General features: G+C 67.6%; 25 protein-coding genes. 16 read left to right on the top strand and 9 right to left on the bottom strand.

Translation table 11 applies throughout. The annotated features are described in order from the left end of the window. Positions 1–198 precede the first annotated feature (198 nt). The 6 genes from DXK93_RS31480 (at position 199) to DXK93_RS31455 (ending at position 7,218) form a co-directional block, all read left to right on the top strand. Positions 199–2,244, top strand: a complete 2,046-nt coding sequence (locus DXK93_RS31480; protein ID WP_054454975.1) for a TonB-dependent receptor — start codon at positions 199–201, stop codon at positions 2,242–2,244. 53 nt (positions 2,245–2,297) lie between these two features. Then, positions 2,298–3,236: a cobalamin-binding protein gene (locus DXK93_RS31475; protein WP_119452178.1), complete on the top strand. Its 939-nt coding sequence runs from the start codon at positions 2,298–2,300 to the stop codon at positions 3,234–3,236. 149 nt (positions 3,237–3,385) lie between these two features. Next, positions 3,386–4,189, top strand: a complete 804-nt coding sequence (locus DXK93_RS31470) for a thiazole synthase (RefSeq protein ID WP_054454980.1) — start codon at positions 3,386–3,388, stop codon at positions 4,187–4,189. Next, entirely contained in the window at positions 4,186–5,028 is an 843-nt protein-coding gene (thiD, locus tag DXK93_RS31465; RefSeq protein ID WP_054454982.1) for a bifunctional hydroxymethylpyrimidine kinase/phosphomethylpyrimidine kinase, read from the top strand. Before DXK93_RS31470 ends, thiD begins: the two co-directional genes overlap by 4 nt. 98 nt (positions 5,029–5,126) lie before the next feature. Next, a complete protein-coding gene (locus DXK93_RS31460; protein WP_054454984.1) occupies positions 5,127–5,807 on the top strand; it encodes a protein-L-isoaspartate O-methyltransferase in 681 nt (226 codons plus the stop codon). 79 nt (positions 5,808–5,886) lie between these two features. Then, positions 5,887–7,218: a TolC family outer membrane protein gene (locus tag DXK93_RS31455; RefSeq protein ID WP_054455867.1), complete on the top strand. Its 1,332-nt coding sequence runs from the start codon at positions 5,887–5,889 to the stop codon at positions 7,216–7,218. An 18-nt stretch (positions 7,219–7,236) separates the two neighbouring features. On the opposite strand, the gene rfaE2 is transcribed toward DXK93_RS31455, so the two are convergent. From rfaE2 to ubiE, 6 genes are all read right to left on the bottom strand, one after another. Then, positions 7,237–7,725 (bottom strand): D-glycero-beta-D-manno-heptose 1-phosphate adenylyltransferase, encoded by a 489-nt coding sequence (rfaE2, locus tag DXK93_RS31450; RefSeq protein ID WP_054454986.1) that lies wholly within the window; start codon positions 7,723–7,725, stop codon positions 7,237–7,239. Between the two features lie 22 nt (positions 7,726–7,747). Beyond that, a complete protein-coding gene (locus tag DXK93_RS31445) occupies positions 7,748–8,626 on the bottom strand; it encodes a ferritin (protein ID WP_054454988.1) in 879 nt (292 codons plus the stop codon). A 184-nt stretch (positions 8,627–8,810) separates the two neighbouring features. Next, a complete protein-coding gene (ubiB, locus tag DXK93_RS31440) occupies positions 8,811–10,364 on the bottom strand; it encodes a ubiquinone biosynthesis regulatory protein kinase UbiB (RefSeq protein ID WP_054454990.1) in 1,554 nt (517 codons plus the stop codon). Between the two features lie 3 nt (positions 10,365–10,367). Next, a complete protein-coding gene (locus tag DXK93_RS31435; protein WP_119452177.1) occupies positions 10,368–11,006 on the bottom strand; it encodes an SCP2 domain-containing protein in 639 nt (212 codons plus the stop codon). A 185-nt stretch (positions 11,007–11,191) separates the two neighbouring features. After that, entirely contained in the window at positions 11,192–12,196 is a 1,005-nt protein-coding gene (locus tag DXK93_RS31430; RefSeq protein WP_119452176.1) for a Tim44 domain-containing protein, read from the bottom strand. 176 nt (positions 12,197–12,372) lie between these two features. Continuing rightward, positions 12,373–13,149 carry a bifunctional demethylmenaquinone methyltransferase/2-methoxy-6-polyprenyl-1,4-benzoquinol methylase UbiE gene (ubiE, locus tag DXK93_RS31425; protein ID WP_054454995.1) on the bottom strand — a complete coding sequence of 259 codons (777 nt, stop codon included), beginning with the start codon at positions 13,147–13,149 and terminating at the stop codon, positions 12,373–12,375. Between the two features lie 161 nt (positions 13,150–13,310). On the opposite strand from ubiE, the gene phoB reads away from it, so the two are divergent. The 6 genes from phoB to serA all read left to right on the top strand — a co-directional run bounded on the left by phoB (position 13,311) and on the right by serA (position 19,364). Next, positions 13,311–14,009 carry a phosphate regulon transcriptional regulator PhoB gene (phoB, locus tag DXK93_RS31420; protein WP_006227196.1) on the top strand — a complete coding sequence of 233 codons (699 nt, stop codon included), beginning with the start codon at positions 13,311–13,313 and terminating at the stop codon, positions 14,007–14,009. Positions 14,010–14,022: 13 nt separating this feature from the next. Next, positions 14,023–15,330 carry a phosphate regulon sensor histidine kinase PhoR gene (gene phoR, locus DXK93_RS31415; RefSeq protein WP_054454997.1) on the top strand — a complete coding sequence of 436 codons (1,308 nt, stop codon included), beginning with the start codon at positions 14,023–14,025 and terminating at the stop codon, positions 15,328–15,330. Positions 15,331–15,375: 45 nt separating this feature from the next. Continuing rightward, positions 15,376–16,065, top strand: coding sequence for a heavy metal response regulator transcription factor (locus DXK93_RS31410; RefSeq protein WP_054454998.1), 690 nt, complete (start codon positions 15,376–15,378; stop codon positions 16,063–16,065). Continuing rightward, on the top strand, positions 16,062–17,462 hold the full coding sequence (locus DXK93_RS31405; protein ID WP_119452175.1) for a heavy metal sensor histidine kinase: 1,401 nt from the start codon (positions 16,062–16,064) through the stop codon (positions 17,460–17,462). Before DXK93_RS31410 ends, DXK93_RS31405 begins: the two co-directional genes overlap by 4 nt. Positions 17,463–17,537: 75 nt before the next feature. Further along, positions 17,538–17,996 carry a DUF411 domain-containing protein gene (locus DXK93_RS31400; protein ID WP_054455004.1) on the top strand — a complete coding sequence of 153 codons (459 nt, stop codon included), beginning with the start codon at positions 17,538–17,540 and terminating at the stop codon, positions 17,994–17,996. A 168-nt stretch (positions 17,997–18,164) separates the two neighbouring features. Continuing rightward, positions 18,165–19,364, top strand: coding sequence for a phosphoglycerate dehydrogenase (gene serA / locus DXK93_RS31395; RefSeq protein ID WP_054455006.1), 1,200 nt, complete (start codon positions 18,165–18,167; stop codon positions 19,362–19,364). Between the two features lie 50 nt (positions 19,365–19,414). Here the strand turns inward: serA and DXK93_RS31390 are convergent, their stop codons facing one another. Then, on the bottom strand, positions 19,415–20,281 hold the full coding sequence (locus DXK93_RS31390; protein ID WP_119452174.1) for a LysR family transcriptional regulator: 867 nt from the start codon (positions 20,279–20,281) through the stop codon (positions 19,415–19,417). 150 nt (positions 20,282–20,431) lie between these two features. On the opposite strand from DXK93_RS31390, the gene DXK93_RS31385 reads away from it, so the two are divergent. From DXK93_RS31385 to DXK93_RS31370, 4 genes are read left to right on the top strand one after another with little or no spacing between them, the layout of a single operon-like run. Then, positions 20,432–20,863 carry a VOC family protein gene (locus DXK93_RS31385; protein ID WP_054455008.1) on the top strand — a complete coding sequence of 144 codons (432 nt, stop codon included), beginning with the start codon at positions 20,432–20,434 and terminating at the stop codon, positions 20,861–20,863. A 24-nt stretch (positions 20,864–20,887) separates the two neighbouring features. After that, on the top strand, positions 20,888–21,619 hold the full coding sequence (pxpB, locus tag DXK93_RS31380; protein WP_119452173.1) for a 5-oxoprolinase subunit PxpB: 732 nt from the start codon (positions 20,888–20,890) through the stop codon (positions 21,617–21,619). Beyond that, positions 21,616–22,611, top strand: coding sequence for a biotin-dependent carboxyltransferase family protein (locus DXK93_RS31375; protein WP_054455012.1), 996 nt, complete (start codon positions 21,616–21,618; stop codon positions 22,609–22,611). Before pxpB ends, DXK93_RS31375 begins: the two co-directional genes overlap by 4 nt. 13 nt (positions 22,612–22,624) lie before the next feature. Then, complete coding sequence (locus tag DXK93_RS31370) at positions 22,625–23,392, top strand: LamB/YcsF family protein (RefSeq protein ID WP_054455014.1); 768 nt, start codon at positions 22,625–22,627, stop codon at positions 23,390–23,392. Positions 23,393–23,417: 25 nt separating this feature from the next. Here DXK93_RS31370 and DXK93_RS31365 read toward each other — a convergent pair whose 3' ends face one another. Further along, positions 23,418–24,119, bottom strand: coding sequence for a GntR family transcriptional regulator (locus tag DXK93_RS31365; protein WP_054455016.1), 702 nt, complete (start codon positions 24,117–24,119; stop codon positions 23,418–23,420). Positions 24,120–24,228: 109 nt separating this feature from the next. Beyond that, positions 24,229–24,867: a trimeric intracellular cation channel family protein gene (locus tag DXK93_RS31360; protein ID WP_054455018.1), complete on the bottom strand. Its 639-nt coding sequence runs from the start codon at positions 24,865–24,867 to the stop codon at positions 24,229–24,231. Positions 24,868–25,088: the final 221 nt, after the last annotated feature.

The following is a 25,088-nucleotide window of genomic DNA, read 5'->3' as shown; positions in this document are numbered from 1 at the left end:
CAAACCCTGGCTCCAGCCTGTGCTGCCCCCGCAACGGTCCCCATGCGCGCAATGCGCCCATGGCAGCCCGATACCGGCCTGTTCGATCGCCAGGAAGTCCATGCAATGCCGCCAGGCCCTCACCGGCCCGCCGCGGCTTGGGCATCCTCCCCATCGTGAATGGCCTGCGGGGTCGCGGGTCGCATCGAGGTTACGTAGATGAAAACCCGCTCCATCCGGCGCTACGCCGGCGCCCTGCTCTGCTCCGCCCCGGCCGTCGCCGCCGCCCAGCAAGCCGCCCCCGACACTCCCCAGTTCGACGCCATCACGGTCACCGCCCAGCGCGTGCCCACCGACGGCCGCACGCTGCCGGTGTCGATCTCGATCATCACCGCCGAGGACATCGCGGCGTCCAGCGCCCGCACCATGCAGGACGTGCTGTCGACCCAGGCCGGCATCCACCTGATCAACACCAGCAGCTCCAGCGACAACTCCATCGTCGACCTGCGCGGCTTCGGCATCACCGGCGCCAGCAACACGCTGATCCTGATCGACGGCGTGAAGCAGAACACCAACGACCTGTCGGCCCCGAGCCTGGGCGTGGTGCCGCTGGACCAGGTCGAGCGCATTGAAATCGTGCGCGGCAGCGGTTCGGTGCAATACGGCGGCGGCACCACCGGCGGCGTGATCAACATCATCACGCGCCCTGATTTCGCCAAGGAACCGGTAAGCGCCCGCGCCACCGCCACCTTCGGCAGCTACGGCCTGCGCCAGTATGACGCCGCCGTGGCCATGAACAATGAAAAGGTCGGCATCGACGCCTACATGCAGTCGCTGCACAGCGACGGCTACCGCGATCACAGCGGCGAGCGGCGCGAGGGCGGCGGCGGCGGCATCACCTTCCGCCATGACGACGGCTCGATCCGCCTGTACGGCCGCACCACCACCCAGAAGCTGGAACTGCCCGGCCCGCGCACGATCAACCCCAAGACCGGCCTGAACGAATACCAGGACGATCCGCGCGGCTCGAAGAACGACGTCGATTACGTCAAGACCACCACCACCACCTTCGGCCTGCAGCTCGAGCAGGCCATCGGCGCCGGCACCTTGTACGCCGACCTGTCGACCCGCGAAAAGAAGCTCGACGGCCTGACCTACGACGGCTTCGGCGACATCCTGCGCGACCAGAAGCTGGAAGAGAACATCGCCAGCGTGCGCTACCGCCTGCCGATCAACGGCGGCCACAGCATCGTCTTCGGCGCCGACGGCCAGGAAGCCAAGACCACCGCCAACCAGAACGCCTACTACGACTTCCAGCCCTCGAAGTGGCAGTCGCGCCAGCACCAGTACGGCCTGTTCGCCGAAGGCCAGGTACGCGCCACCGATACCACCTACGTGACGGCCGGCGTGCGCCGCCAGTACGCCTCCGACGACCTCGACGTGATTTCCGGCTCGGGCACGGCGTCGGACCGCAGCAACCACCTGACCGCCTGGCAGCTGGGCGTGCGCCAGGACCTGCCCGCCGGCTTCGGCGTGTATGGCAAGGTCGGCCGCAGCTTCCGCCTGCCCAACGCCGATGAACTGCTGTCGGTGCAGACCCCGCTGGCGCCGCAGACCTCCACCGACAAGGAAATCGGCGTGACCTGGCAATCGGCCAGCAGCAGCGCCCGCCTGTCGTACTTCCGCTATGACCTGACCAACGAGATCCAGTACAACCCGTTGGCCGACGGCATCTGGGGCCCGGGCACGGGCGCCAACACCAACCTGGATCCGACCCGCCGCCAAGGCATCGAACTGGAAGGCCACACCGCCATTTCCAGCAGCGTGTCGCTGGACGCCAACCTGACCTGGATGGAAGCGCAATTCCGCTCCGGCACCTACGCCGGCGTGGACCTGGCTGGCAAGACCGTGCCGCTGGCGCCCAAGTGGCTGGCCAACGCCGGCGTGACCTGGCGTCCCACCGATGCGTTCCTGTGGAACGTGACGGCGCAATACGTGGGCAAGTCGCGCATGGACAACGACCAGGCCAACCAGTTCGCCAAGGAACTGGACGCCTACGTACTGTTCAACACCAAGGTGGCGTACAAGTTCACGCGCAACATCGAAGGCGCCATCGGCGTGAACAACATCTTCGACCGCCAGTACGCCACGTACGGCATCCGCGGCGGCAATGCTTCGTTCGAGATGCTGGGCCCGGTCGCCAACTACAGCCTGTACCCCGCGCCTGGCCGCAACTTCTACGCGTCGCTCACGCTGCGCTACTGATCGCGGCATTCCGATATAGTCGGCGTTCCCCGCTGGCTATATCGGTCTCCTGCATGACCCGCGCACGCACCCTCCCTCGCATCGCTCCGGAGCTGTTCCTGGCCCTGGGCGCGCTGCTGTCTGCGGGACCCGCCGCAGCAAGTTCCCTGGCAGGTCCGGCAACCAGTGCCGCGGCCGGCGCGGCCATCCAGGTCCGCGACGACCAGGGACGCCAGGTCTCGCTGGGCGCCCCCGCCCGGCGCGCCGTCACCCTGGCCCCGCACGCCACCGAACTCGTCTTTGCCGCGGGCGCGGGCGACCGGCTCATCGCCACCATCCGCGGCAGCGACTATCCGCCCGCCGCTCGCCAGCTGCCCGTCATCGGCGACGGCACCCAGCCCGATCCCGAACGCGTGGCGGCCGTGCGCCCGGACCTGCTGATCGCCTGGCAGCCCGCCGCCGCCGCGCCGCTGGCGCGGGTGATGGACAAGCTGGGCGTGCCGGTGTTCTACAGCGATCCGCAGACCCTGGCCGCCATCCCCGATGCAGTCGAACGCATGGGTGCGCTGTTCGGCACCGAAGCGCAGGCGCGGCCCGCGGCCCAGGCCCTGCGCGCGCGGCTGGACGCCCTGGCCGCCCGCTATGCCGGCCGCCGCCCCGTGCGCGTCTTCGTGCAGGCGGGGCTGGATCCCATCTACACCCTGAACGACAGCAGCATCGTCAGTGACGCCCTGCGCGTCTGCGGCGGCGTCAATGTCTTCGGCCAGGCCCCCGTGGTGGCGCCCCAGGTCACGCTGGAAAGCGTGCTGGCGGCGCGGCCCGAGGCCGTGCTGGCCGGCACGTCCCGACCCGAGGACGGCGCCCGCAACCTGGCAGCCTGGCAGGCGCTGGGGCTGCCCGCCGCGCGGCTGGGGCGCGTGTACGGCGTGGACGCCGACGCCCTGTACCGCCCGGGTCCGCGCCTGATCGACGCCGCCGAGGCGATCTGCGCCGATCTGGACCGCCTGCGCTGAACCGCGTCCGCGCCGCGATCTGCAAATAGTGGAACGCTACATTTCACCGGACGGGCCTGCCGCGCGGCGCCGTGCTTTATCATTCGTCCAACGAATCGCCAGTCCCCGCGGGTCTCGCATCGTGCGCACCCGCCCTTTGAACCTCCGCCATGACCACTCAAGACACCCTCACCATCGCCGGCCGCGCCTACTCGTCGCGCCTGCTCGTCGGCACCGGCAAGTACAAGGACTTCGAACAGACCCGCGCGGCGTTGGACGCCAGCGGCACCGAGATCGTCACCGTCGCCATCCGCCGCACCAATATCGGCCAGAACGCCGGTGAACCGAATCTGCTGGACTACGTCCCGCCGTCCAAATTCACGCTGCTGCCCAACACCGCCGGCTGCTACAGCGCCGACGAGGCCGTGCGCACGCTGCGCCTGGCGCGCGAACTGCTGGACGGCCATGACCTCGTGAAGCTGGAAGTGCTGGGCGACCCGCAGACCCTGTTCCCCAACATGCCGGAGACGCTCAAGGCCACCAAGACCCTGGTGGACGAAGGCTTCAAGGTCATGGTGTATTGCACCGACGATCCCATCCAGTGCCGCATGCTGGAAGACCTGGGCGCGGTCGCCGTGATGCCGCTGGCCTCGCTGATCGGCTCGGGCATGGGTATCCTGAATCCCTGGAACCTGCGCCTGATCATCGAACAGGCCCGCGTGCCCATCGTGGTGGACGCCGGCGTGGGTACCGCGTCGGACGCCGCCATCGCCATGGAACTGGGCTGCGACGCCGTCCTGATGAACACCGCCATCGCCGGCGCGCGCGATCCCATCCTGATGGCCAGCGCCATGAAGAAAGGCGTGGAAGCCGGCCGCGAGGCCTTCCTGGCCGGCCGCATGCCCAAGAAGCTGTACAGCGGCGCTCCCAGCTCGCCCAACGAAGGCCTGATCACGGCAGGCGCCCCCAAATGAACGGTCGCCAGCAGGCCGCCAGCGGCCGCCCCATCCCCAACGCGTTGACCATCGCCGGCGTCGACCCGTCCGGCGGCGCCGGCATCCTGGCCGACGTGAAGGCCATGAGCGCGCTGGGCGCCTACGGCTGCGCGGTGATCGCCGCGCTGACGGCGCAGAACACCCAGGGCGTCACCGGCATCTCTGCGGTGCCGCCCGCTTTCGTCGGCCAGCAGATCGACACGCTGTTCGCGGACGTGCGCATCGACGCGGTCAAGATCGGCATGCTGGGCCAGCAGCCGGTGATCCAGGTGGTGGCCGAGAAGCTCGCCAAGTGGACCCCCGCCCACGTGGTGCTGGACCCGGTCATGGTGGCCAAGAGCGGCGACCTGCTCCTGGAGCGCGATGCCGTGGGCGCCATGCGCGAAGCCCTGCTGCCGCAGTCCACCCTGCTGACGCCCAACCTGCCCGAAGCCGGCGTGCTGCTGGAAGAGCGCCCGGTCGAGACGGTCAAGGAAATGCGGCGCGTGGCCGAACGCCTGCGCAACAAGCTGGCCCATTCGGGCGAGCGCTGGGTGCTGGTCAAGGGCGGCCACCTGCCCGGCAACGAGACCATCGACCTGCTGCACGACGGCGACCGCATGATCGAGCTGCCCGGCCACCGCATCGAAACCGCCAATACCCACGGCACCGGCTGCACGCTGTCGGCGGCGCTGGCCGCCCTGCTGCCGCAAACCGGGGACGTGCCCGAGGCGGCGCGTCGCGCCAAGGCCTACCTCACGGAGGCCATCCGCCACGCCGAGCGCCTGTCGGTGGGGTCGGGCCACGGCCCGGTGCACCACTTCCACGCCTGGTGGTAGATCCGGGCGTCTGAAACATCTGTCGGCGGGGCCGGGCGTCACAGTACGCTACGAATCGGTACAATGGTCTGTTGATTCCTCTGTTTTTTCTGACCGTCATGAACGCTTCGACCCTGCCCGACGTAGAACAAGCCCGCTTCAACATGGTGGAACAGCAGATCCGCCCGTGGGACGTTCTGGACGCCAACGTGCTGCAAGCGCTGTTCGATGTGCGCCGCGAACAATTCGTTCCGCCGGCCCTGCGCGCGCTGGCGTTTTCCGACCTGGAACTGCCGCTTGAGATCAACGCGGTCAACACCCGCCAGAACATGCTGGCGCCCAAGGTGGAAGCCCGCCTGGCGCAAGAGCTGCAGCTGACCAAGTCCGACTGCGTGCTGGAGATCGGCACCGGCTCCGGCTACCAGGCCGCGCTGCTGGGCTACCTGGCGCAGCAGGTCACCTCGGTCGAAATCGACAGCCGCCTGGTGACGTTCGCGCAGCAGAACCTGCAGATGAACAACGTCACCAACGTCAAGGTCGAAACCGGCGACGCCCGCAACGGCTGGGGCTCCACCGAATACGACGCCATCCTCGTCACGGGTTCCGTGCCGACCGTCCCCGACGCGCTGAAGTACCAGCTGCGCGTGGGTGGCCGCCTGGTCGTGATCGTGGGCCAGGCGCCCGTCATGACGGCCTGTCGCATCACCCGCACCACCGCGGCCAGCTTCGAAACGGTGAACCTGTTCGAAACCGTCATCAAGCCGCTGCGCGGCGTCACGGTCTCCCAGTTCAAGTTCTGATCCCCAACCCTGCCGCCCGGCGCCTGCCTCCTTGACGGGGCCGCCGCGCCCCGGGCGGCCCGGCGTATCGTTGACCACCATGCGTTTCCGATTGCTAACGGCTTTACTGGTTTTTACCTGCGCCGCAAGCGTCGGCCCGACGCTTGCCCGCGCGCAGAACCTGATCCAGATCTGGCAATCGGCGCTGGGCAATGACCCGATCTACGCCGCAGCGCGCGCCAACTATCGCGCCGGCCTGGAAAAAGAGCCCCAGGCCCGTTCGCTGCTCCTGCCCTTGATTTCCGCCGAAGCCGGCGGCGCCTACCAGGAAACCCGCAGCACTCGCGGCATGGGCATCGCCTATAGCGGCGGCCGCGGCGTCTGGGACCTGTCCCTGACCCAGCCGCTGTTCGACTGGGGCCGCTGGCAGAACTTCGAACAGTCCAAGCTGATCGTCGCCGACGTCGAAGTGCAGCTGCAACAGGCCTACCAGGACTTGCTGCTGCGCGTGGCCGATGCCTATTTCAACGTGCTCTACGCCCAGGACACGCTGACCGCCACCGAGGCCGAGAAGGCCGCCGTGGCCGGGCAGCTGGAATCCGCCAAGCGCAACTTCGAACTCGGCAACGCCACCATCACCGACACCTACGAGGCGCAGGCGCGCTACGACCTGGTGGTGGCGCAGGAACTGCGCCTGCAGAACGATCTGGAAGTCCGCCGCGATGAACTGGCCAAGATCATCGGCATGCCTCCCGGCGCCTTGTCCGAACTGCCCTATGGCGTGCAACTGCCCGCGCCGCAGCCCGCCCGCGTGGCCGACTGGAGCAACCAGGCCGAGTCCTCCAGCCTGGACGTGCTGCGCGCGCAGCTTCTGACGCGCATCGCCGGCCGCGAGATCCAGATCGCCAAAAGCGGCCACTATCCCACCCTGAACCTGCGCGCCAGCAGCGGCAGCGCCAGCGACGCCGTGATGCGCAATGCCGCGCCCGGCAAGCCCATCGACAGCACCATCGGCGTGGTGCTGTCGATCCCGCTGTACTCGGGCGGCGGGGTGTCGTCGCAAGTGACCGAAAAGGTCCAGCTGGAACAGAAGGCGCGCCATGACTATGAGGCAGCGCGCCGCCAGGCCGTGCAGGCCGCGCGCCAGTACTACACCGGCGTCACCAGCGGCCTGGCCCGCATCCAGGCGCTGGAGGCAGGCGAAAAATCCAGCCGCGCCGCGGTCGAGGCCAACCGCACCGGCTACGAGGTCGGCGTGCGCATCAACCTGGACGTGCTCAACGCCCAGCAGCAGCTCTATGCCACCCAGCGCGACCTGGCGCTGGCGCGCTACAGCACGGTGCTCGCCAGCCTGCGCCTGAAGGCCACCAGCGGCATCCTGGCCGAAGCGGACCTGGAAGCAATCAACCGCCTGCTGCGGGAACCGCGCTGAGCCGCTACGGGGCCCGGTTTACTTGTTCTGGATTTTCTTCACGAGCGCCGTGGTCGAGCGCTCGAACTCGAATGGAATCGCCACCGCGCGGCCGCCCCAGCTCTTGACCAGGGCGGTCTCGGGCAGCTTTTCCATGTCGTAGTCGCCGCCCTTGACGATCAGGTCAGGCTTGAGCTGGCCGATCAGGGCTTCGGGCGTGTCTTCATGGAAGGACGTGACCACGGTCACGAAGCCCAGCGCCGCCAGCAAGGCGGCGCGGTCTTCCATGCGATTCAGCGGACGCTCGGCGCCCTTGCCCAGGCGCCGCACCGACTCGTCGGTGTTCACCGCCACCACCAGGGTCGCGCCCAGTTGGGCGGCCTGGTCAAGGTAGGTCGCGTGGCCCCGGTGCAGGATGTCGAAGACGCCGTTGGTGAACACCAGCGGCCGCGGATAGCGGCCGTCGGCGACGGCAGCGACGCATTCGTCGCGGGACAGGACCTTGGATTCGAAACGGGCGGCAGGCATGCGGCGATTGTATCGCCCCGGCTCAGGCGCCGCCCAGGATGATCTGCTTTTCCTTGGGCACGATCAGGGCCGTCATTTCCTTGCGGTAGCGGTTCAGGTCCTTCACCGTTTCGAAGCTGCGGTCCATCAGCTTGGACAGGATGTGCAGGATACGGGTGGCGACCTTCTGCTCCCACACGCCGTCAAAGCGGATCTGCGTGTCCAGCCAGTGCTCCAGCCAGCCGGGTTCCGGCAGGCGCGACTGCACCGTGTCGTTGGGGAACAGGTCCTTGTTCACGTGCAGGTTGGTCGGATGCAGGGCCTGCTGCGTGCGGCCGGCCGACGCCATCAGCACGCCGATCTTGGAGAACGCCAGGCGCGCCTGCTCGCTCGTGTCCTGGCCGCGGTCGTGCAGCGCGCGGCGCATGTACTGCAGGTAGGCGCCGGCGTGGCGGGCCTCGTCCTGGGCCACGGTCTTGTAGATGGCCTTGATGACCGGTTCCGTGTGCCATTCGGCGGCGCGGCGGTACCAGTGGTTCAAACGGACTTCGCCGCAGAAATGCAGCATCAGGGTTTCGAGTTCGGGCGCGGCGTCGAACTCGAAGCGCACGTTGTGCAGCTCTTCCTCGGTGGGCACCAAGTCCGGACGGAAGCGGCGCAGGTATTCGATCAGCACCAGCGAATGCTTCTGCTCTTCAAAGAACCACACCGACATGAACGCGCAGAAATCGCTGTCGCCGCGGTTGTCGCGCAGGAACATTTCGGTGGCCGGCAAGGCGGCCCATTCCGTGATGGCGTTCATCTTGATCGTGTGTGCCTGCTCGTCCGAGAGCTTGCTGCGATCGAAGTCGCCCCAGGGAATGTCATGCGCCATGTTCCAGCGCACGGCTTCCATGGTCTTGAAGAGTTCAGGATAAAGCATGGTCTGCCCTTGTATTCGTCCCGCTAGTGGGGCTATAGATATAGAGATTAAGAATGGCGCGCGCGCTGCCGGCGAGGGCGCTGCATTCATCCACCGCAGCGCTATTTTTCGCCGTGTACCGCGAAGCTATGATGACCGTTTCATGAATGAAACATGACAGATACCGTCTAGATCATCGCGCCGCCTATCGGGTCAAGGCCCATATCGCGACCCCGATGGCAACCGCGGCCACCCCAACCAGCGCTGCAACCAGCCGGTTGTTCTGTTCCTGGGCCCGCCGCAACTGGATCATCTCGGCCAGCAAGGCGGGCGAGACGTTGGGACGGCTCAGGTGGTCATGGACCAGCCTGGGCAAAGCAGGCAGCATTTGCGACCACTGCGCGGCTTCTTTTTCCAGGCTCTGCCGCAGCCCCTTGAATCCGACGCGCTGACGCATCCAGCGTTCCAGATAGGGCTTGGCGGTCTTCCAGAGATCCAGGTTGGGATCGAGCTGGCGGCCCAATCCTTCAACGTTCAGCAGGGTCTTCTGCAACAGGACCAGCTGCGGCTGGATCTCCACATTGAACCGGCGCGAGGTCTGGAACAGCCGCAAGAGCACCTGCCCCAGCGAGATCTCCGACAATGGCCGGTCAAAGTACGGTTCGCAGACGGCGCGCACGGCGCCCTCCAGTTCTTCTTCGCGCGTATCGGGCGGCACCCAGCCCGATTCAATGTGCAGTTGCGCCACGCGGCGGTAATCGCGGTGGAAGAAGGCCAGGAAATTCTGCGCCAGGTAATTCTTGTCGAACTCGGACAGCGAGCCCACGATGCCGAAGTCCAGGGCAATGTAGCTGCCCAGCGTTTCCGGACGGTCGGACACGTAGATGTTGCCCGGGTGCATGTCGGCGTGGAAGAAGCCGTCGGTGAAGACCTGGGTGAAGAAGATCTCCACGCCGGTGCGCGCCAGCGTCGGGATGTCGATGCCGGCCTCGCGCATGCGCTCCACCTGGCCCACCGGCATGCCGTACATGCGCTGCATGGTGAAGACCGTGGATGCCGTGTATTCCCAGATCACCTCGGGCACGATCAGCATGTCGCCGCGGCCGGACTCGGGGCCGAAGTTGCGGCGCAACTGGCTGCAATTGGACGCTTCTCGCACCAGGTCCAGCTCGTCGTGCAGGTACTTGTCGAATTCGGCCACCACTTCGCGCGGCTTCAGGCGGCGGCCGTCGGCGCCCAGGCGTTCGATGATGCGCGCCACCACTTTCAGCAGCGACAGGTCTTTCTCGATGATGCTGAGCATGCCCGGGCGCAGCACCTTGACCGCGACCTCGCGGCCGTCGTGCAGCACGGCAAAGTGCACCTGCGCGATCGAGGCCGAGGCCACCGGATCCACTTCGAACTGCGCGAACAGCTTCTCGGGCGGCGCGCCCAGCGCCGCCTCGATGCAGGCCGCGGCCTGCGCCGAGGGGAACGGCGGCACGCGGTCCTGCAAGAGCGCCAGTTCGTCGGCGATATCGGCGGGGATCAGGTCGCGGCGGGTGGACAGCACCTGTCCGAACTTCACGAAGATGGGGCCCAGCGACTCCAGCGCCAGGCGCAGCCTCAAGCCGCGCGGCTTGCGCGGACGCGTGCCCAGGCGGATGACGCGCAGCAGGCAGGTGGCCAGCGGATGGTTCAGGCTGGAGAGCACCAGCTCATCCAGGCCGTAGCGCAGCGAAACCAGAATGATGCGGAAAAGGCGCAGCAGGGGAAACATGTATCAGGCGCCCCGCTTTGCGCTGGCGGATGCCAGGCGGGTTTGCAGCGCGGCGGCCGAGCGGGCCAGCGCATCGGCGCGGGCGTTCAGCTCGGCCAGGTCCAGCCGCCACTGCTCCAGCGCGGGCCGGCTGGCCAGCATGCCGCTTTCCTCGGACAGGTACTCGGACACGTTCTCGGCCAGTCTCAGGCTGGCCGTGCGCGCGCCGCCGGCGGCCGCGCGCGCGCCACCCACCAGGCGCAGCGCGGCGATGTCGCCCACCACCCGGGCCAGCGCGTCCTCCGGATCCCAGCGCAGCTGCGTGGACAGGTCCGACACCACCTGCGCCAGCGCCGCGTCGCCCGAGATATGGGTGGCCTCGGCGAAATCGGGGCGCTCGCGGTCCGCGCCCAGGCGCGGCAGCGGCAGTTTTTCGGGCGCGACCGTCAGGGTCACGTCGGGCACCACGGCCGCATCGGCCTGGGCCGCCAGGCCTTCGCTATCGATGGTGAGGCCCAGGCTGAAGCCGCCCAGCGCGAAACGCACCGTCTTGCCCGCATGCCGGACCAGGCGCGCGCGCGCCCAGTCCTCGCGCCGCAACAGGGCGTTGAGCGCGCTTACAGCCAGTCGCGAGGGGGTGGGCAGGAACGGAAGAGGCAGCATGGCGGTCTGCAACGGCCCCGATTGCGGGGGTTGCGGAAGTTAATGGGTAAATCGGGAGTGTAACGGGTTAGATGGCTGGGTGTTTTGCGCAAGCACATGGAAAAACCGGCCCTGTAAGGGCCGGTTCAAACAGATGCCTTGCGGCATCCGCAACGGAGGTGGGGATCGGCCCCGGCCGGCCAGGCTTAGCTGGCGAGATCCACCGGGATCTGCTGGATGCCTGCCAGCAGCCAGCCGCCATTGGCGGGCTTGAACAGGTTCCAGACTTCCTCGAAGCGGAAGGCCTCGGCGCCCGGCGCTTCGCGCAGCATGCCGGAGAAGCGCACGCTGGCCAGGTGGCCGTCGGACACGGTTTCGATGCCCAGCATTTCAGCGTTCAGCAGGACCACTTCGGTCTTGTTGGGCGCCGCGCCGCGCTCGGCCAGCTGCGGCTTGAGCTCGGTGATCAGGTCGTCGGTCAGGAACTCGCGCAGGCCATCGGTGCTGCCGCTGTCCCAGACGGCCTGGATGCGCACGAACTGCTCCTTGGCCTGCTTCAGGAAGTTGGGCGTATCGAAGTCACCCGGCACGAACCAGTTGTTGTCGTCGCCCATCTTGGGCATCGCGGCCGGCGCCGCGGCGGCGGCAACCGGAGCCGCTGCAGCAGGAGCCGCCGGCTTCAGCGTTTCACGCCACATCGGCTGCTGTTGCTGCTGGCCCGGCGCGTTGTTGGCGCCACCGAACGCGCCCTGCGTGGCAGTGCGCGGACCGGCGCCGCGCAGGCGGCGGATGATGAACATGACGGCGAACACGACCGCGGCGATCAGCAGCGCGGAGCCGAGGAACTCGGCGAAAGCGCCCGACAGGCCCATGCTGGAGAGCAGCGCGGCGATACCCAGGCCGGCGGCGATGCCGGCGATGGGGCCGAGCCAGCGCGAAGCGCCGCTCTTGGCGGCGGCGCCCGCAGTGGCAGCGCCGGCCGTGGCCGCGCCGGCGGCTGCCGGAGCGGCGGTAGCGCCCGCCGTGTTGCTGGCGGCGGTCGGCGGCGTGGTCGCCTGGCGCTGCTGGGTCACGTTGGAGGATTGTCGGCCGACGCTGCTGCCGCCGCCCGCACGGCGGGCTTCGGCGTCAAACGACGCCGTCACCAGTGCCGCGCCGGAAACGGCGATCAGCGCCGCGGCGACAAACCGCGAAAGACAGAATTTGGACATAGGTTTGCTCCCTCGTACTCGCGCTCCTGCCGCCCCGAGCAGCAGGAAGTCCCACGGACCGCGGGACCTTCGTCGCGACTTTTCTTACATTAATCTGAATACCGTAAGAATAACGGACAAGACGCCGCCCCACAAGTTCCCGCAGGGCGGCGAAAAATCCGGATGGCCGGGGCGGATCAGCCCAGCTTCACGCCTTCGTGCAGAGCGGCGATGCCGGCGGTCAGGTTGAAGTACTGCACCCGTTCCAGCCCGGCCGTGCGCAGCATGTCCGCCAGGGTTTCCTGGTCGGGGTGCATGCGGATGGATTCGGCCAGATAGCGGTAGCTGGCTTCGTCCTTGGCGACCTTCTTGCCCAGCCAGGGCAGCACATTGAAGGAATACCAGTCGTAGGCGGGGGCCAGCGGCTTGGCCACGCGCGAAAATTCCAGCACCAGCAGCTTGCCGCCCGGCTTCAGCACCCGGGTCATTTCAGCCAGGGCGCGGTCCTTGTGGGTCATGTTGCGCAGACCGAAAGCCACGCTGACGCGGTCGAAATGGCCGGTGGGGAACGGCAGGCGCTCGGCGTCGCACACGGCGGTGGGGACCAGCAGGCCGGCATCGGTCAGGCGGTCGCGGCCCACGCGGAGCATGGAGTCGTTGATGTCCGTGAGCCAGACCTCGCCCGTGGGGCCGGCGCGCTTGGCGAAGGCCTTTGCCAGATCGCCCGTGCCGCCGGCAATGTCCAGCACCTTCATGCCGGGGCGGATGGCGGCGCGGCCGATGGTGAACGCCTTCCAGACGCGATGCAGCCCGGCCGACATGAAATCGTTCATGACGTCGTAGCGCTGGGCGACCGAATGGAATACTTCGGCGACTTTGCGGGCCTTTTCGCCTTCCGGCACCGTCTGGAAGCCGAAATGGGTCGATTGCGAGGCGGAATCCGCGGAATGTTGCGATTCGGAGGGGTTTTGCATGGTGAATTCCCGATATATCGTTCAATGGTAGCCTATCGGGCTCCCGCGGGCGGCCGGCGGACGCGGACAATGACGCCCGGCGGTCACATACCTGAAATATTGCGGCCATACTATCGCAATGTTCGCGCCGCGCCGGCGCTCAGAAGTGTGCCCAATCCGCCATGTCCAGCACCATCCTCGTCGTCGAAGACGAACCCGCCATCCAGGAACTGATCGCCGTCAACCTGTCCTTCGCCGGACACAAGGTGCTGCGCGCCTTCGACGCCGACCAGGCCCAGACCCTGATCCGCGCCGAACTTCCCGACCTGATCCTGCTGGACTGGATGCTGCCCGGCACCTCCGGCCTGGCCATGGCGCGCAAACTCCGCAACGACGAGCGCACCCGCGCCGTGCCGGTGATCATGCTGACCGCCAAGGGTTCCGAGCAGGACAAAGTCGACGGCCTGGAAGCCGGCGCCGACGACTACATTACCAAGCCCTTCTCGCCCAAGGAGCTGATGGCGCGCATCAAGGCCGTGCTGCGCCGCCGCGCCCCCCAGCTGACCGACGACGTGATCGACGTGGGCGGCCTGAAGCTGGATCCGGTGACGCATCGCCTGTCGGGCAACAGCCAGTCGCTGCAGATCGGCCCCACCGAATTCCGCCTGCTGCACTTTTTCATGACGCACCCCGAACGCGTGTTCTCGCGTTCCCAGCTGCTGGATCAGGTCTGGGGCGACCACGTCTTCGTGGAAGAGCGCACGGTCGATGTACACATCCGCCGCCTGCGCAAAGCGCTGGAACCCAGCGGCCACGACGCGCACGTGGAAACGGTCCGCGGCAGCGGCTACCGGTTTACTGCCCAGCTCCCGACGCGGTAAAAACTCCCGCACGATGATCTGGCTGCGCACTCTTTTCCTGGTCGCCCTGTGGGCGGTTGCCGCATTACTGGCCCAATGGCTCATAGGAGACCCGGCGGGCTGGATACTGTTTTCCTTCGCGCTGGCCGCCATGCTGCTCTGGCGCAGCTGGCGCCTGCACCTGGTGTCCCACTGGGCCAACCACCCCGATACCTCGCCGCCGGCTTCGGTCGGTCCCTGGGACGACATCCTCGCGCCGCTGTACCGCTACACCCGCGCCCGGGCCCGCGAACTGAACGAAACCCAGAACACCATGCAGGGCATGCTGGCCGCGGCGCAAGCGCTGCCGGACGGCGCGGTGACGCTGAACGAGGATTTCCAGATCGACTGGTGCAACCGCATGGCGCGCCAGCACCTGGGCCTGCGCCTGCCGGCCGACCGCGGCCATAACCTGCTGAACCTGCTGCGCGCGCCCGAATTCGTCGAATATGCGCACCGTCCGTCCTGGCCCGAGCCCATACTGGTACGCCTGGGCCAGCAAGGCCAGGAGCGGCTGATGATGATGCAACTGACGGCCTACGCCAGCAACCAGCGCCTGCTGATCACGCGCGACGTCACCCAGATCGAACGCCTGGAAACCACGCGCCGCGACTTCGTGGCCAATGTCTCGCACGAATTGCGCACGCCGCTGACGGTACTGGCGGGTTTTCTGGAAACCCTGCGCGACATGCCCGCCGACGCCCTGCCCGCCGAACAACGCGAGCAGTACATCGACATGATGCACGAGCAGGCCCAGCGCATGCAGGCCATCGTCGAAGACTTGCTGACCCTGTCCACGCTGGAATCCTCGCCGGGCAGCGACCCGCGCGCGGTCAACATGGGCGCGCTGCTGCAGAAGGCGCGCCAGCAGATCGAGGCCCTGTCGGGCGGCCGCCACGTGCTGGAGTGGCACATCGATGAATCCCTGGACGTGCTGGGCGCCGAAACCGAACTGACCTCGGCCCTGTCCAACCTGCTGACCAACGCGGTGCGCTACACGCCGGACGGCGGCACCATCACCGTGCGCTGGGAGCGCGAGGAAGACGGCGGCGCGCGCTACAGCGTGCAGGACACCGGCATCGGCATCCCCGCGCGCCACCTGCCCCGCCTGACCGAGCGTTTCTACCGCGTGGACCGCGGCCGTTCGCGCGCGGTGGGCGGCACCGGCCTGGGGCTGGCGATCACCAAGCACATCGCCATGCGCCACGACGCCGAACTGCTGATCACCAGCGAACCCGGCAAGGGCAGCGTGTTCGCCCTGCGCTTTCCGCCCGACCGCATCGCCATCGACAGCCCGGCCTGAGCCGTCCGCCGGACCTGACGCAGCGCGGATGGTAAATTTCCTGCCATGCGCATCCTGGTCATCGAAGACGAACCCAAACTGGCCGACTACCTCAAGAAGGGCCTGTCGGAGCAAAGCCACGTCGTGGACCTGGCTCGCGACGGCGTGGACGGCCTGCATCTGGCGCTGGAAGGCGTCTACGACCTGATCGTGCTGGACGTGATGCTGCCGGGCGTGGATGGCTTCGGCGTGCTGGCCGCGGTGCGCGAACAGAAGGACACGCCCATCCTGATGCTGACCGCGCGCGACGCCGTCGAGGACCGCGTGCGCGGATTGGAAGGCGGCGCCGACGACTACCTGGTCAAGCCTTTCGCCTTTTCGGAACTGCTCGCGCGGGTGCAGGCGCTGCTACGCCGCGGACGTTCTCAGGAACCCACCCTGCTGCGCCTGGCCGACCTGGAACTGGACCTGGCCCGCCGGCGCGCCCAACGCGGCGGCCGCCGCCTGGACCTGACCGCCAAGGAATTCAATCTGCTGGCCCTGCTGCTGCGCCGCCAGGGCCAGGTGCTGTCGCGCACCACCCTGGCCGAGCAGGTCTGGGACATGAACTTCGACAGCGACACCAACGTCATCGACGTGGCGGTGCGGCGGCTGCGCAGCAAGCTGGACGACCCCTACGACACCAAGTTGCTGCATACAGTGCGCGGCATGGGCTACGTGCTGGAATCGCGCCCCGCGGATAGCCGCCCGGCATGAAGCCGCTGCGCATGCGTTCCATGCAGGCGCGGCTGACGCTGCTGCTGGGCGCCATCGCCCTGCTTGTGTCCAGCCTGGCGGGAGCCACGCTGTTCTGGGCGCTCAAGCGCGAAGTGGAACGGCAGGAAATCACCGAAGTCAGCGGCAAGCTGGAATTGATCGATCACCTGATCGACATGCAGAACAACGCCCGCGGCCTGAAAGACCTGGCCGCCACCTTCGACGAGATGCGCGCGGGCGAAGGCCAGCTGGGCATCTGGATCGTGGATGCGCACGGCCACTCCGTGTACGGCGGCCCCGCTCCCGAAACGCTGGCGACCGGCGACGGCAGGCAGGTCGTGCTGCAGACCGCCGACGGCGGCCGCATGCGCGGCCTGCGGGTCGCCATGAACGACCGCATCCTGCCCGGCGCGCAACTGACCGTGGCGGTCAGCACGCGCACCAGTTCGCAGTTCCTGTATGCCTATGGCACCGCGCTGGTGCTGATCTGCGCGCTGTGGGTCGGCGCGACCGTGGTGTTGGCGGCCTGGGCCGTCAGGCGCAGCATGGCGCCGGCGCGCAGGCTGTCCGAGCAGGCGGCCAGCATCCAGCCCGACAATCTGGCGCGGCGCCTGCCGCTGGAAGACACCGACCGCGAATTGCACGAGCTGGTCCGTTCCTTCAACCGCACGCTGGAACGCCTGCAGGCCGCCTACCAGCAGATGGAAGGCTTCAATGCCGACGTGGCGCACGAGCTGCGCACGCCGCTGGCCACGCTGATCAACGGCACGCAGGTCATGCTGTCGTCGCCGCGCGACGCGGCAGAACTGCGCGATGCGCTGGAATCCAACCTTGAAGAGCTGGAAGACCTGAAGACCCTGGTCAACGACATGCTGTTCCTGGCGCGCGCCGACCGCGGCGAACGGGCCGCGGACCTGGCGCCAGTATCGCTGGCCGCCGAAGCGCGACGCGTGGCCGAATACTACGAAGCCACGCTGGAAGAAAGCGGCGTGCATCTGCGCTGCGCAGGCGACGCCACCGTGGCCGCCAACGCCGGGTTGGTGCGGCGCGCGCTGGCGAACCTGATTTCCAACGCCATCAAGGCCACGCCCCGGGGCGGCGAAATCGTGCTGACCTGCTCGGCTTCGCCCGCGGGCGCGCGGGTGGAAGTGCGCAACCCAGGCCCGCCCATCCCGCCGACGGACCTGCCCCGCATCTTCGACCGCTTCTTCCGCTCCAGCCAGGCGCGCGCGCCGCGCAGCGAAGGCCACGGCCTGGGCCTGGCCATCGTGCGCGCCATCGCGCGCATGCATGGCGGCGAGGTCGACGCGGCCTCGGGCGCGCATGGCACCGTGGTCGGCATCACGCTGCGCGCGCCGGAGGGCCATGCCACCGCGGACAACATTACAAAATCGTAATGTGCGGGACAGAATGGGGTCACCCCCGTTCCTCTACAGTACGCTTGCAATCACATCGTCCCGCAACGGAGCATCATGAACCTTTCCCGTCTTACGCGCCGCCTGGCCCTTGCCGCGGCCCTGTGCGCGCCCGTTTTCGCCACCGCCCAGACGCCCGTCAAGGTCGAGGTCTGGAAGACCCCGACCTGCGGCTGCTGTGAAGACTGGGTCAAGCACATGCGCGACAACGGCTTCGCCGTCACCACCCACGACGTCCAGGACACTGGCCCCATCCGCCGCAACGCCGGCATGGCCAACTACGGTTCGTGCCACACCGCGGCCGTCGAAGGCTACGCGATCGAAGGCCACGTCCCGGCCAGCGACGTGCGCCGCCTGCTGCTCGAAAAGCCCGACGCAGCCGGCCTGGCCGCGCCAGGCATGCCGCTGGGCTCCCCCGGCATGGACGGCCCCGAATACGGCGGCCGCAAGACGCCGCATGACGTGGTCCTGGTGGACAAGCAGGGCGGCGCCAAGGTGTTCCAGGCCTACCGTTAACGCGCGAACCTTCAGGTTCTGTCCGGGCATCGCTCTTTGTGGCGATGCCCGTATCGTTTGTGCGCCTGAAACAATTCATCCATGCCGCCTCAATGGCTACTCCTTGCACTGCAGCAAAAATGGGCCACAATCAATAAAACGGATTCCTCACCCACCCCTCAGGCTGTCATGGCACAAATCGTCCTGTTCGAGAACATCCACCCGAGCGCCCGCGCTGTTTTTGAAGCCGCCGGCTACTCCGACATCGTCACGCATGCGGCCGCCTTGCCGGCGTCGCAATTGAGCGACGCCCTGCGCGGCGCTCAGGTGGCGGGGATCCGTTCTCGCACGCACCTGGATGCCGCCCTGCTGTCCGGCAACCCCGACCTGCGCGTCGTGGGCTGCTTCTGCATCGGCACCAACCAGGTCGACCTGGACGCGGCCATGCAGCGCGGCATCCCGGTGTTCAACGCACCGTTCTCGAACACCCGCTCGGTGGCCGAACTGGTGCTGGGCGAAGCCATCCTGCTGCTGCGCCGCATTCCCGAAAAGAACGCCCGCGTGCACCTGGGCCACTGGGACAAGAGCGCCGCGGGCGCATTCGAGACCCGCGGCAAGACGCTGGGCATCGTGGGCTACGGCAACATCGGCTCGCAGATCAGCACGCTGGCCGAAGGCCTGGGCATGCGCGTCGTCTATCACGACGTCGAAGCCAAGCTGCCGCTGGGCAATGCCCGGCCCGCCGCCACGCTCAACGAGCTGCTGGAGCAGGCCGACGTGGTGACCCTGCACGTGCCGGGCGGCAAGACCACCGAAAAGATCATGAACGCGGAAACCATCGGCCGCATGCGCCGTGGCGCCATCCTGATCAACGCCTCGCGCGGCACGGTGGTGGATATCGACGCGCTGCATGCGGCGCTGAAATCCGGCCATCTGGCCGGCGCCGCGCTGGACGTGTTCCCGACCGAGCCCAAGGGCGCGGACGAGCCGCTGGCCAGCCCGCTGATCGGCCTGCCCAACGTGATCCTGACCCCGCACATCGGCGGCAGCACGCAGGAATCGCAAGAGAACATCGGCCGGGAAGTGGCCGAGAAGCTGGTGCGCTTCCTGCAGGCCGGCACCACCAAGGGCGCGGTCAACTTCCCCGAGCTGCCGTATCTGGAGCCCGCCGGCGGCACGCGCATCCTGCACGTGCACCGCAACGCCCCGGGCGCGCTGGGCACGCTGGACAACCTGATGGCGCAGCACGGCCTGAACATCGTCAGCCAGACCCTGCAGACCCGCGGCCAGATCGGCTATGTGATCACCGACGTGGAAGGCGAAGTCAACGACGTCGTGATGTCCACGCTGCGCAGCCACCCCATCACGGTCCGCTGCGACCGGCTGTAAGCCACCGCCGCCGTGGCGGGCAGCGCGTCATGCGCCGCCCGCCAAACGGCTCAAGACTCTGCCGCGGCGGCCGCCAGGCATTCCGCCATCTTCTCCTGCACGCTGCCGGCATCGAACGGCAGCCGGCCTATCAGGCCGATCTCGCGGTGGAACGCCGCCTCCCCCAGCGGCAACAGCCGCAAGCCGGTCATGTCCAGCCGCCGCAGCTGCGGCAACAGCGCCACGCCCAGCCCCAACCGCACCATGTTGGCGATGGCGTCGATCTCGTCCAGCTCCACAGCCTCGCGCACCGGGATGCGATGCTTCTTCAGGAACAGGTCCACCACGCGCCCGCCGAATGACGCGCGGTCGTAGCGGATGAAGGGCTGGCTTGCCAGCAGTTCGCGCCAGGGCGCGATGGGCATGGAAGCGGGCATGGCCAGCATCACCGGTTCACGCAGCAGGGGCTGCCAGCCGAGTTCGGGCGGCAGAGCGAAGGGCGGCTTGATCAGCATGGCCATGTCCACCTCGCCCGCATCCACCTGCCCCAGGAGCGACAGCGACACACCTGGCACGATGCGCACCCGCACATCCGGATAGACCGCGCGAAATCCGCCCAGCGCGCGCGCCAGCAGGTCCTGCTGCACCGACGCGATGGCGCCGATGCGCAGCAAGCCGCTGACATGGCCCGCCCCGCCAGCGGTAATCATCCGCTCGGCCATGGCGACCAGTTCTTCCGCCTGCGGCAGCACTTCGCGGCCGTGCGCATTCAGCACCGCGGCGCGCGCGCTACGGTCGAACAGCGGCCCGCCCAGGTAATCCTCCAGGCGCTTGATCTGGGCGCTGACGGCAGACTGGGTCAGGCCCAGCCGGGCGCCGGCGCCGGTAAAGGTGCCGTCCCGCGCCACGGCGATGAAGGTCTTGAACTCTTTGATCACGATCAGTTATTTCGATGCTAAGTAGCAAAAAATATCGTTTTTCAATCAAAAAAACAATACCTAAACTACCCATCGATGCTAGGCCGTCCAAACTTGCGATGGCTCGCAATCTGACTGATCATTTTTTCTTTGCCTGACCCGGAGCCTTCCATGACCGCTCAAACCAACCTGCCGCCGTTCCACCTCGCCTTCCCGGTCCGCGACCTGGCCGAAGCCCGCGCCTTCTATGGCGAAAAACTGGGCTGTCCGGAGGGCCGCAGCTCGCCCGAATGGATCGACTTCAACTTCTACGGCCACCAGATCGTCGCCCACCTGGCTCCCGGCGAATGCGGCCACAAGGCCACCAGCGCCGTGGACTCGCACAATGTGCCGGTGCGCCATTTCGGCGCGGTGCTTTCCATGGAACAATGGGAAGCGATGGCGAAGCGTCTGACCGACGCCGGCACCGAATTCGTCATCGAGCCCTACATCCGCTTCAAGGGTGAAGTGGGCGAACAAGCCACCATGTTCTTCCTGGATCCGTCGGGCAACGCGCTGGAATTCAAGGCGTTCAAGAACCTGGATTCCCTGTTCGCCAAGTAATCCGTCTCTACAGGTTTCGTGTCGTTGAACGCAAATTCAGAACCTCCTTCTCCGGCCGAAACCTCCTGGCGCATCCTGCCCCAGGGTGACCGCTGCCTGATCGTTTCCTTTGGCGACCAGATCGACGCCGATGTCGGCAGGACCTGTCTGGCCGCGGCCGGCAAGCTGCGCGACGCGCGGCTTGCCGGCGTGACCGATGTGGTGCCTTCCTTCGTCGCGGTGGCGGTGCATTACCGCCCCGGCGCCAGCGGCGGCCCCACCTACCCGCAACTGGCCGAGCGCATCGGACAACTATTGTCCGAAGGCATCGCCGCGGACGCCCTGGGCGGACGCGAGATCGACATCCCGGTCTGCTACGGCGGCGAACATGGCCCCGACCTCGCCGAAGTGGCCGACGCCGCCGGCCTCACTCCCGAAGGCGTCATCCAGCTGCACAGCCAGCCGCGCAGCATGGTCTTCATGCTGGGCTTCGCGCCCGGCCACGCCTATCTGGGCGTGCACGACGAAAAACTGAATATCCCGCGCCGCGCCTCGCCGCGCACCGCGGTGCCGCCCGGCGCCGTGGCGGTCGCCAACCGGCAGACCGTGATCTACCCGAACCGCCTGCCCGGCGGCTGGAACATCATCGGCGCCACGCCGCTCACCATGTTCGACCCGGCCCGCGAACCCGCCGCCCTGCTGCAACCCGGCGACTCGGTCCGCTTCGTGCCCATCAGCCCCGAGGACTTCAACCGCATCCGGGGAACCCGGCCATGAGCGTGACCGTGATCAAGCCCGGCATGCTGTCCAGCTTCCAGGACCGCGGCCGCGAGGGCTACCAGCATCAGGGCATCCCCGCCGCGGGCGCCATGGACGAGCGCGCGCACCGGCTGGCCAACGCGCTGGCCGGCAATCAAGACGAACACGCCACGCTGGAAATAACCCTGACGGGTCCTACCCTGCGCTTTGACGCCGCGGCCTGCTTCGCGCTGGCTGGCGCCGACCTTGGCGCCACGCTCAACGGCCAGGACATTCCCGTCCACCGCCCGCTGGTGGCGCGGACGGGCGACACCTTGGCCTTCGGCGCCAGGCCGGCCGTGGGCGTGCGCGGCTATCTCGCGGTGCACGGCGGCTTTGCGCTGCCGCGCGTCATGGGCAGCGAAAGCACCTACCTGCGCAGCGGCTTCGGCGGCTTCCAGGGACGCGCGCTGGCCAAGGGCGACCAGGTGCCGCTGCATGCGCCGCTGGCCGCTGGCCGCGACCTCGACGCCTTGCAGGAAGCGCTGTGGAACCAGCGCGTCTACCTGCCGGCGGCGCTGGGCGCCAAGCGCCGCGAGTTCATCCGTTTCCTGCCCGGCATGCACTGGGAGGAATTCTCCGAGGCCACCCGCCAGGCCTTTGGCGGCGGCGCGGAGTTCCGCATCAGCCCGCAGTCCGACCGCATGGGCTACCGCCTGCTGGGCCCCGCGCTGGCCATGAGCCAGCCGCGTCAGATGCTGTCGGAAGCCGCGTGTTTCGGCACCGTGCAGGTGCCTTCGGGCGGCGAGGCCATCATCCTCATGGCCGACCGGCAGACCACCGGCGGCTACCCCAAGATCGCGCAGATCGCCACGGTGGACCTGCCCGTCCTGGCGCAGTGCGCACCGGGCCAGACGCTGCGCTTCCAGCTGATCGAACTGGAAGAAGCGCAGCGCCTGGACGGCGAACGCGAGCGCGCCTTCACGCAATTGCAGGACGCGCTGGCGCCGTTGCGCGCGCTCCTCGCCTAGAAAGGAATTTGCCATGACCACCCGCATCGACATGAACTGCGACATGGGCGAAAGCTATGGCGCCTGGACCATGGGCAACGACGCCGCGGTGCTGCAGTTCGTCAGCTCCGCCAATATCGCCTGTGGCTTCCATGGCGGCGACCCGGCCACCATGCGCAAGACCGTGGCGGCCGCGCTGGCGCGCGGCGTGGCGCTGGGCGCGCACCCCAGCCTGCAGGATCTGGCCGGATTCGGACGCCGCGTCATCCAGATCAGCCCCGACGAAGCCTACGACATCGTGGTCTACCAGATCGGCGCCTTGGCCGGCGTGGCCGCCTCGCAAGGCGCGCGGCTGCACCATGTGAAAGCGCACGGCGCGCTTTACAACATGGCCGCCAAGGACGAAGGGCTGGCGCGCGCGATCTGCCAGGCGGTCAAGGACGTGGACGCCTCGCTGATCCTGTACGGACTGGCCGGCAGCAAACTGATCGACGCGGCCCGTTCCATCGGCCTGGCCGCCGCCAACGAGGTCTTCGCCGACCGCTCCTACCAGGACGACGGCTCGCTCACGCCGCGCAGCCGCGCTGGCGCGATGATCGAAGACCTGGATCAGGCGGTGGCGCAGGTAGTACGCATGGTGCGCGAAGGCAAGGTGCGTTCGGTGGACGGCAAGGACGTGGCGGTGCAGGCCGACACGCTGTGCATCCATGGCGACCAGCCGAACGCGCTGATCTTCGCCGACGGCATCCGCAAGGCGCTGGAACAGGCCGGCATAGAAGTCCGCACCCCACCGAGGGAATAGGCGCGGCTGGCGAGGCGCGGCCGGCTCAGGCGCGTGCGTAGCGCGGCTGCGGTTCTTCCGCGTCCTGCAGCGCGGCCTGGCGATACGCCTGCGCCACGCTGGGCAGCACGTCCGCCAGATAGCTGCGCGTCAGGTTGGCAGCGCGCTCGACGTCGCGGCCGGCCAACGCTTCGATAACGCCGCTGGTGCAGGCCTGGATGCCGGTGAACGGCAGCGCCTGCCTGGCCAACAGGTAGCGCAACGGTTCGATCTGTTCGTAAAGCTTGCTGAGCATGCCCGCAAGCGGGGTATTGCCCGTGCTGCGGGCCGCAGCCAGATAGAACGCGCAGGCCGAGGCAATGGCGGCGCGTCCATCACCCGACGCCAATGCCGCCCCGATGGCGGCGTCATGAAGGCGCAGCTCAGCCAGCAGCGGCGCCTGGTCGGCCGCTTCCGCCGCCTGGCGGATGCAATAGGCCTCGAGTTCGGCGCGCAGTTGGTACAGATGACGGATCTGCGCCTCGGTGTACAGGGTGACCCTGAAGCCCTTGCGCTGGATATGGGTGACCAGGCCGCTCAGCTCCAGCAGGCGCAGCGCTTCGCGGATCGGGCTGCGGCTGGTGCCGAAACGCTGCTCCAGCTCCTGTTCGCGCAGCGGCTGGCCGGGACGGATGGTGCCGTCCACGATCAATTCACGAATCTGTTCCTGCAGGAAATACGGAATCGTGGCGGGCGCTTTAACGTCCAATCGGCTCCCCTTGTACTGCGCAATGCATGGTATGAGACTTCGTGAAGATACTAGAAATCTCTTGAAACATAAATAAGAAAATTGTTGCAGAGCGCCCTGCCGCCCTGCTTCAGTCCCAGTCGTCCCGATACACGAACTTCGGCATCTGCCAATTGAAGCGCAGGGCCAGCAGGCGCACCGCCAGGCCCGCGGCCAGCGCGATCGGCACCGCGGCGTTGGCGGACAGGCCCAAGGCCTGCGAGCCCAGGTACAGCCCGCCGGTCACGAAGGACACGCTGGCATAGAGCTCCTTGCGGAACAGCAGCGGCACCTCGTTGCACAGCACATCGCGCAGCACCCCGCCGGCGCAGCCGGTGATCATGCCGCTGATCAGCACCACCGTGATCGGCAGCTGCATCAGCTGCGCCACCTGGCAGCCGATGACCGTGAACGCCACCAGGCCCAGCGCATCGGCCAGCAGGAACAGGCTGCGCAGGCGCCGCATGACCGGCGCGATCAGGGCCGTAAAGATCGCCGCGCCCGCTGTCATCCAGAGATACTCGGGATGGACCACCCAGGTCAGCGGGTAATGCCCCAGCAGCACGTCGCGCAGGGAACCGCCGCCCAGGGCCGTCACGCAGGCAATGATGCAGACGCCCATCCAGTCCATGTCGCGCCTGCCGGCCGAAAGCGCCGCGGTCATCGCTTCCGCCACGATGGCGACAAGATACAGCGTGTGCAGCAAGGCGGGAGACAGATCCGGAAACATGGGCAGGCAGGGAGTTGAACTGGCCCCATTGTATTAAGGCGGCGGGGTAGCGGACGGCCATTGCCTGCGCGCCCGCCATCCCTTACCCTCGACTTTGCGTTGATATCTATCAAGTCCCCTTCCGCGCAGCCGCGCGAGAATGGGGATAAGGCCCGCGAGGGCGGAACGGCTGGAGCGACGCACGCGGGAGTCGGCGGTCCAACCACAACCGGGAGAGAACG

The organism is Achromobacter sp. K91 (assembly GCF_003576205.1).
Lineage (GTDB): Bacteria > Pseudomonadota > Gammaproteobacteria > Burkholderiales > Burkholderiaceae_B > Achromobacter > Achromobacter aegrifaciens.
This window is presented reverse-complemented; position numbering and strand designations above follow the sequence as displayed.

Bases quoted from the DNA above. Each gene is read 5' to 3' on its own strand.
- DXK93_RS31455 (WP_054455867.1), top strand. From the start codon at position 5,887: ATGCGTTTCCGATTGCTAACGGCTTTACTGGTTTTTACCTGCGCCGCA.
- DXK93_RS31410 (WP_054454998.1), top strand. From the start codon at position 15,376: ATGCGCATCCTGGTCATCGAAGACGAACCCAAACTGGCCGACTACCTC.
- DXK93_RS31435 (WP_119452177.1), bottom strand. From the start codon at position 11,006: ATGCTGCCTCTTCCGTTCCTGCCCACCCCCTCGCGACTGGCTGTAAGC.
- DXK93_RS31360 (WP_054455018.1), bottom strand. From the start codon at position 24,867: ATGTTTCCGGATCTGTCTCCCGCCTTGCTGCACACGCTGTATCTTGTC.
- thiD (WP_054454982.1), top strand. From the start codon at position 4,186: ATGAACGGTCGCCAGCAGGCCGCCAGCGGCCGCCCCATCCCCAACGCG.
- DXK93_RS31400 (WP_054455004.1), top strand. From the start codon at position 17,538: ATGAACCTTTCCCGTCTTACGCGCCGCCTGGCCCTTGCCGCGGCCCTG.
- DXK93_RS31375 (WP_054455012.1), top strand. From the start codon at position 21,616: ATGAGCGTGACCGTGATCAAGCCCGGCATGCTGTCCAGCTTCCAGGAC.
- DXK93_RS31475 (WP_119452178.1), top strand. From the start codon at position 2,298: ATGACCCGCGCACGCACCCTCCCTCGCATCGCTCCGGAGCTGTTCCTG.
- ubiB (WP_054454990.1), bottom strand. From the start codon at position 10,364: ATGTTTCCCCTGCTGCGCCTTTTCCGCATCATTCTGGTTTCGCTGCGC.
- phoR (WP_054454997.1), top strand. From the start codon at position 14,023: ATGATCTGGCTGCGCACTCTTTTCCTGGTCGCCCTGTGGGCGGTTGCC.
- DXK93_RS31445 (WP_054454988.1), bottom strand. From the start codon at position 8,626: ATGCTTTATCCTGAACTCTTCAAGACCATGGAAGCCGTGCGCTGGAAC.
- serA (WP_054455006.1), top strand. From the start codon at position 18,165: ATGGCACAAATCGTCCTGTTCGAGAACATCCACCCGAGCGCCCGCGCT.
- DXK93_RS31480 (WP_054454975.1), top strand. From the start codon at position 199: ATGAAAACCCGCTCCATCCGGCGCTACGCCGGCGCCCTGCTCTGCTCC.
- phoB (WP_006227196.1), top strand. From the start codon at position 13,311: ATGTCCAGCACCATCCTCGTCGTCGAAGACGAACCCGCCATCCAGGAA.
- DXK93_RS31430 (WP_119452176.1), bottom strand. From the start codon at position 12,196: ATGTCCAAATTCTGTCTTTCGCGGTTTGTCGCCGCGGCGCTGATCGCC.
- ubiE (WP_054454995.1), bottom strand. From the start codon at position 13,149: ATGCAAAACCCCTCCGAATCGCAACATTCCGCGGATTCCGCCTCGCAA.
- DXK93_RS31460 (WP_054454984.1), top strand. From the start codon at position 5,127: ATGAACGCTTCGACCCTGCCCGACGTAGAACAAGCCCGCTTCAACATG.
- rfaE2 (WP_054454986.1), bottom strand. From the start codon at position 7,725: ATGCCTGCCGCCCGTTTCGAATCCAAGGTCCTGTCCCGCGACGAATGC.
- DXK93_RS31470 (WP_054454980.1), top strand. From the start codon at position 3,386: ATGACCACTCAAGACACCCTCACCATCGCCGGCCGCGCCTACTCGTCG.
- DXK93_RS31370 (WP_054455014.1), top strand. From the start codon at position 22,625: ATGACCACCCGCATCGACATGAACTGCGACATGGGCGAAAGCTATGGC.
- DXK93_RS31405 (WP_119452175.1), top strand. From the start codon at position 16,062: ATGAAGCCGCTGCGCATGCGTTCCATGCAGGCGCGGCTGACGCTGCTG.
- DXK93_RS31385 (WP_054455008.1), top strand. From the start codon at position 20,432: ATGACCGCTCAAACCAACCTGCCGCCGTTCCACCTCGCCTTCCCGGTC.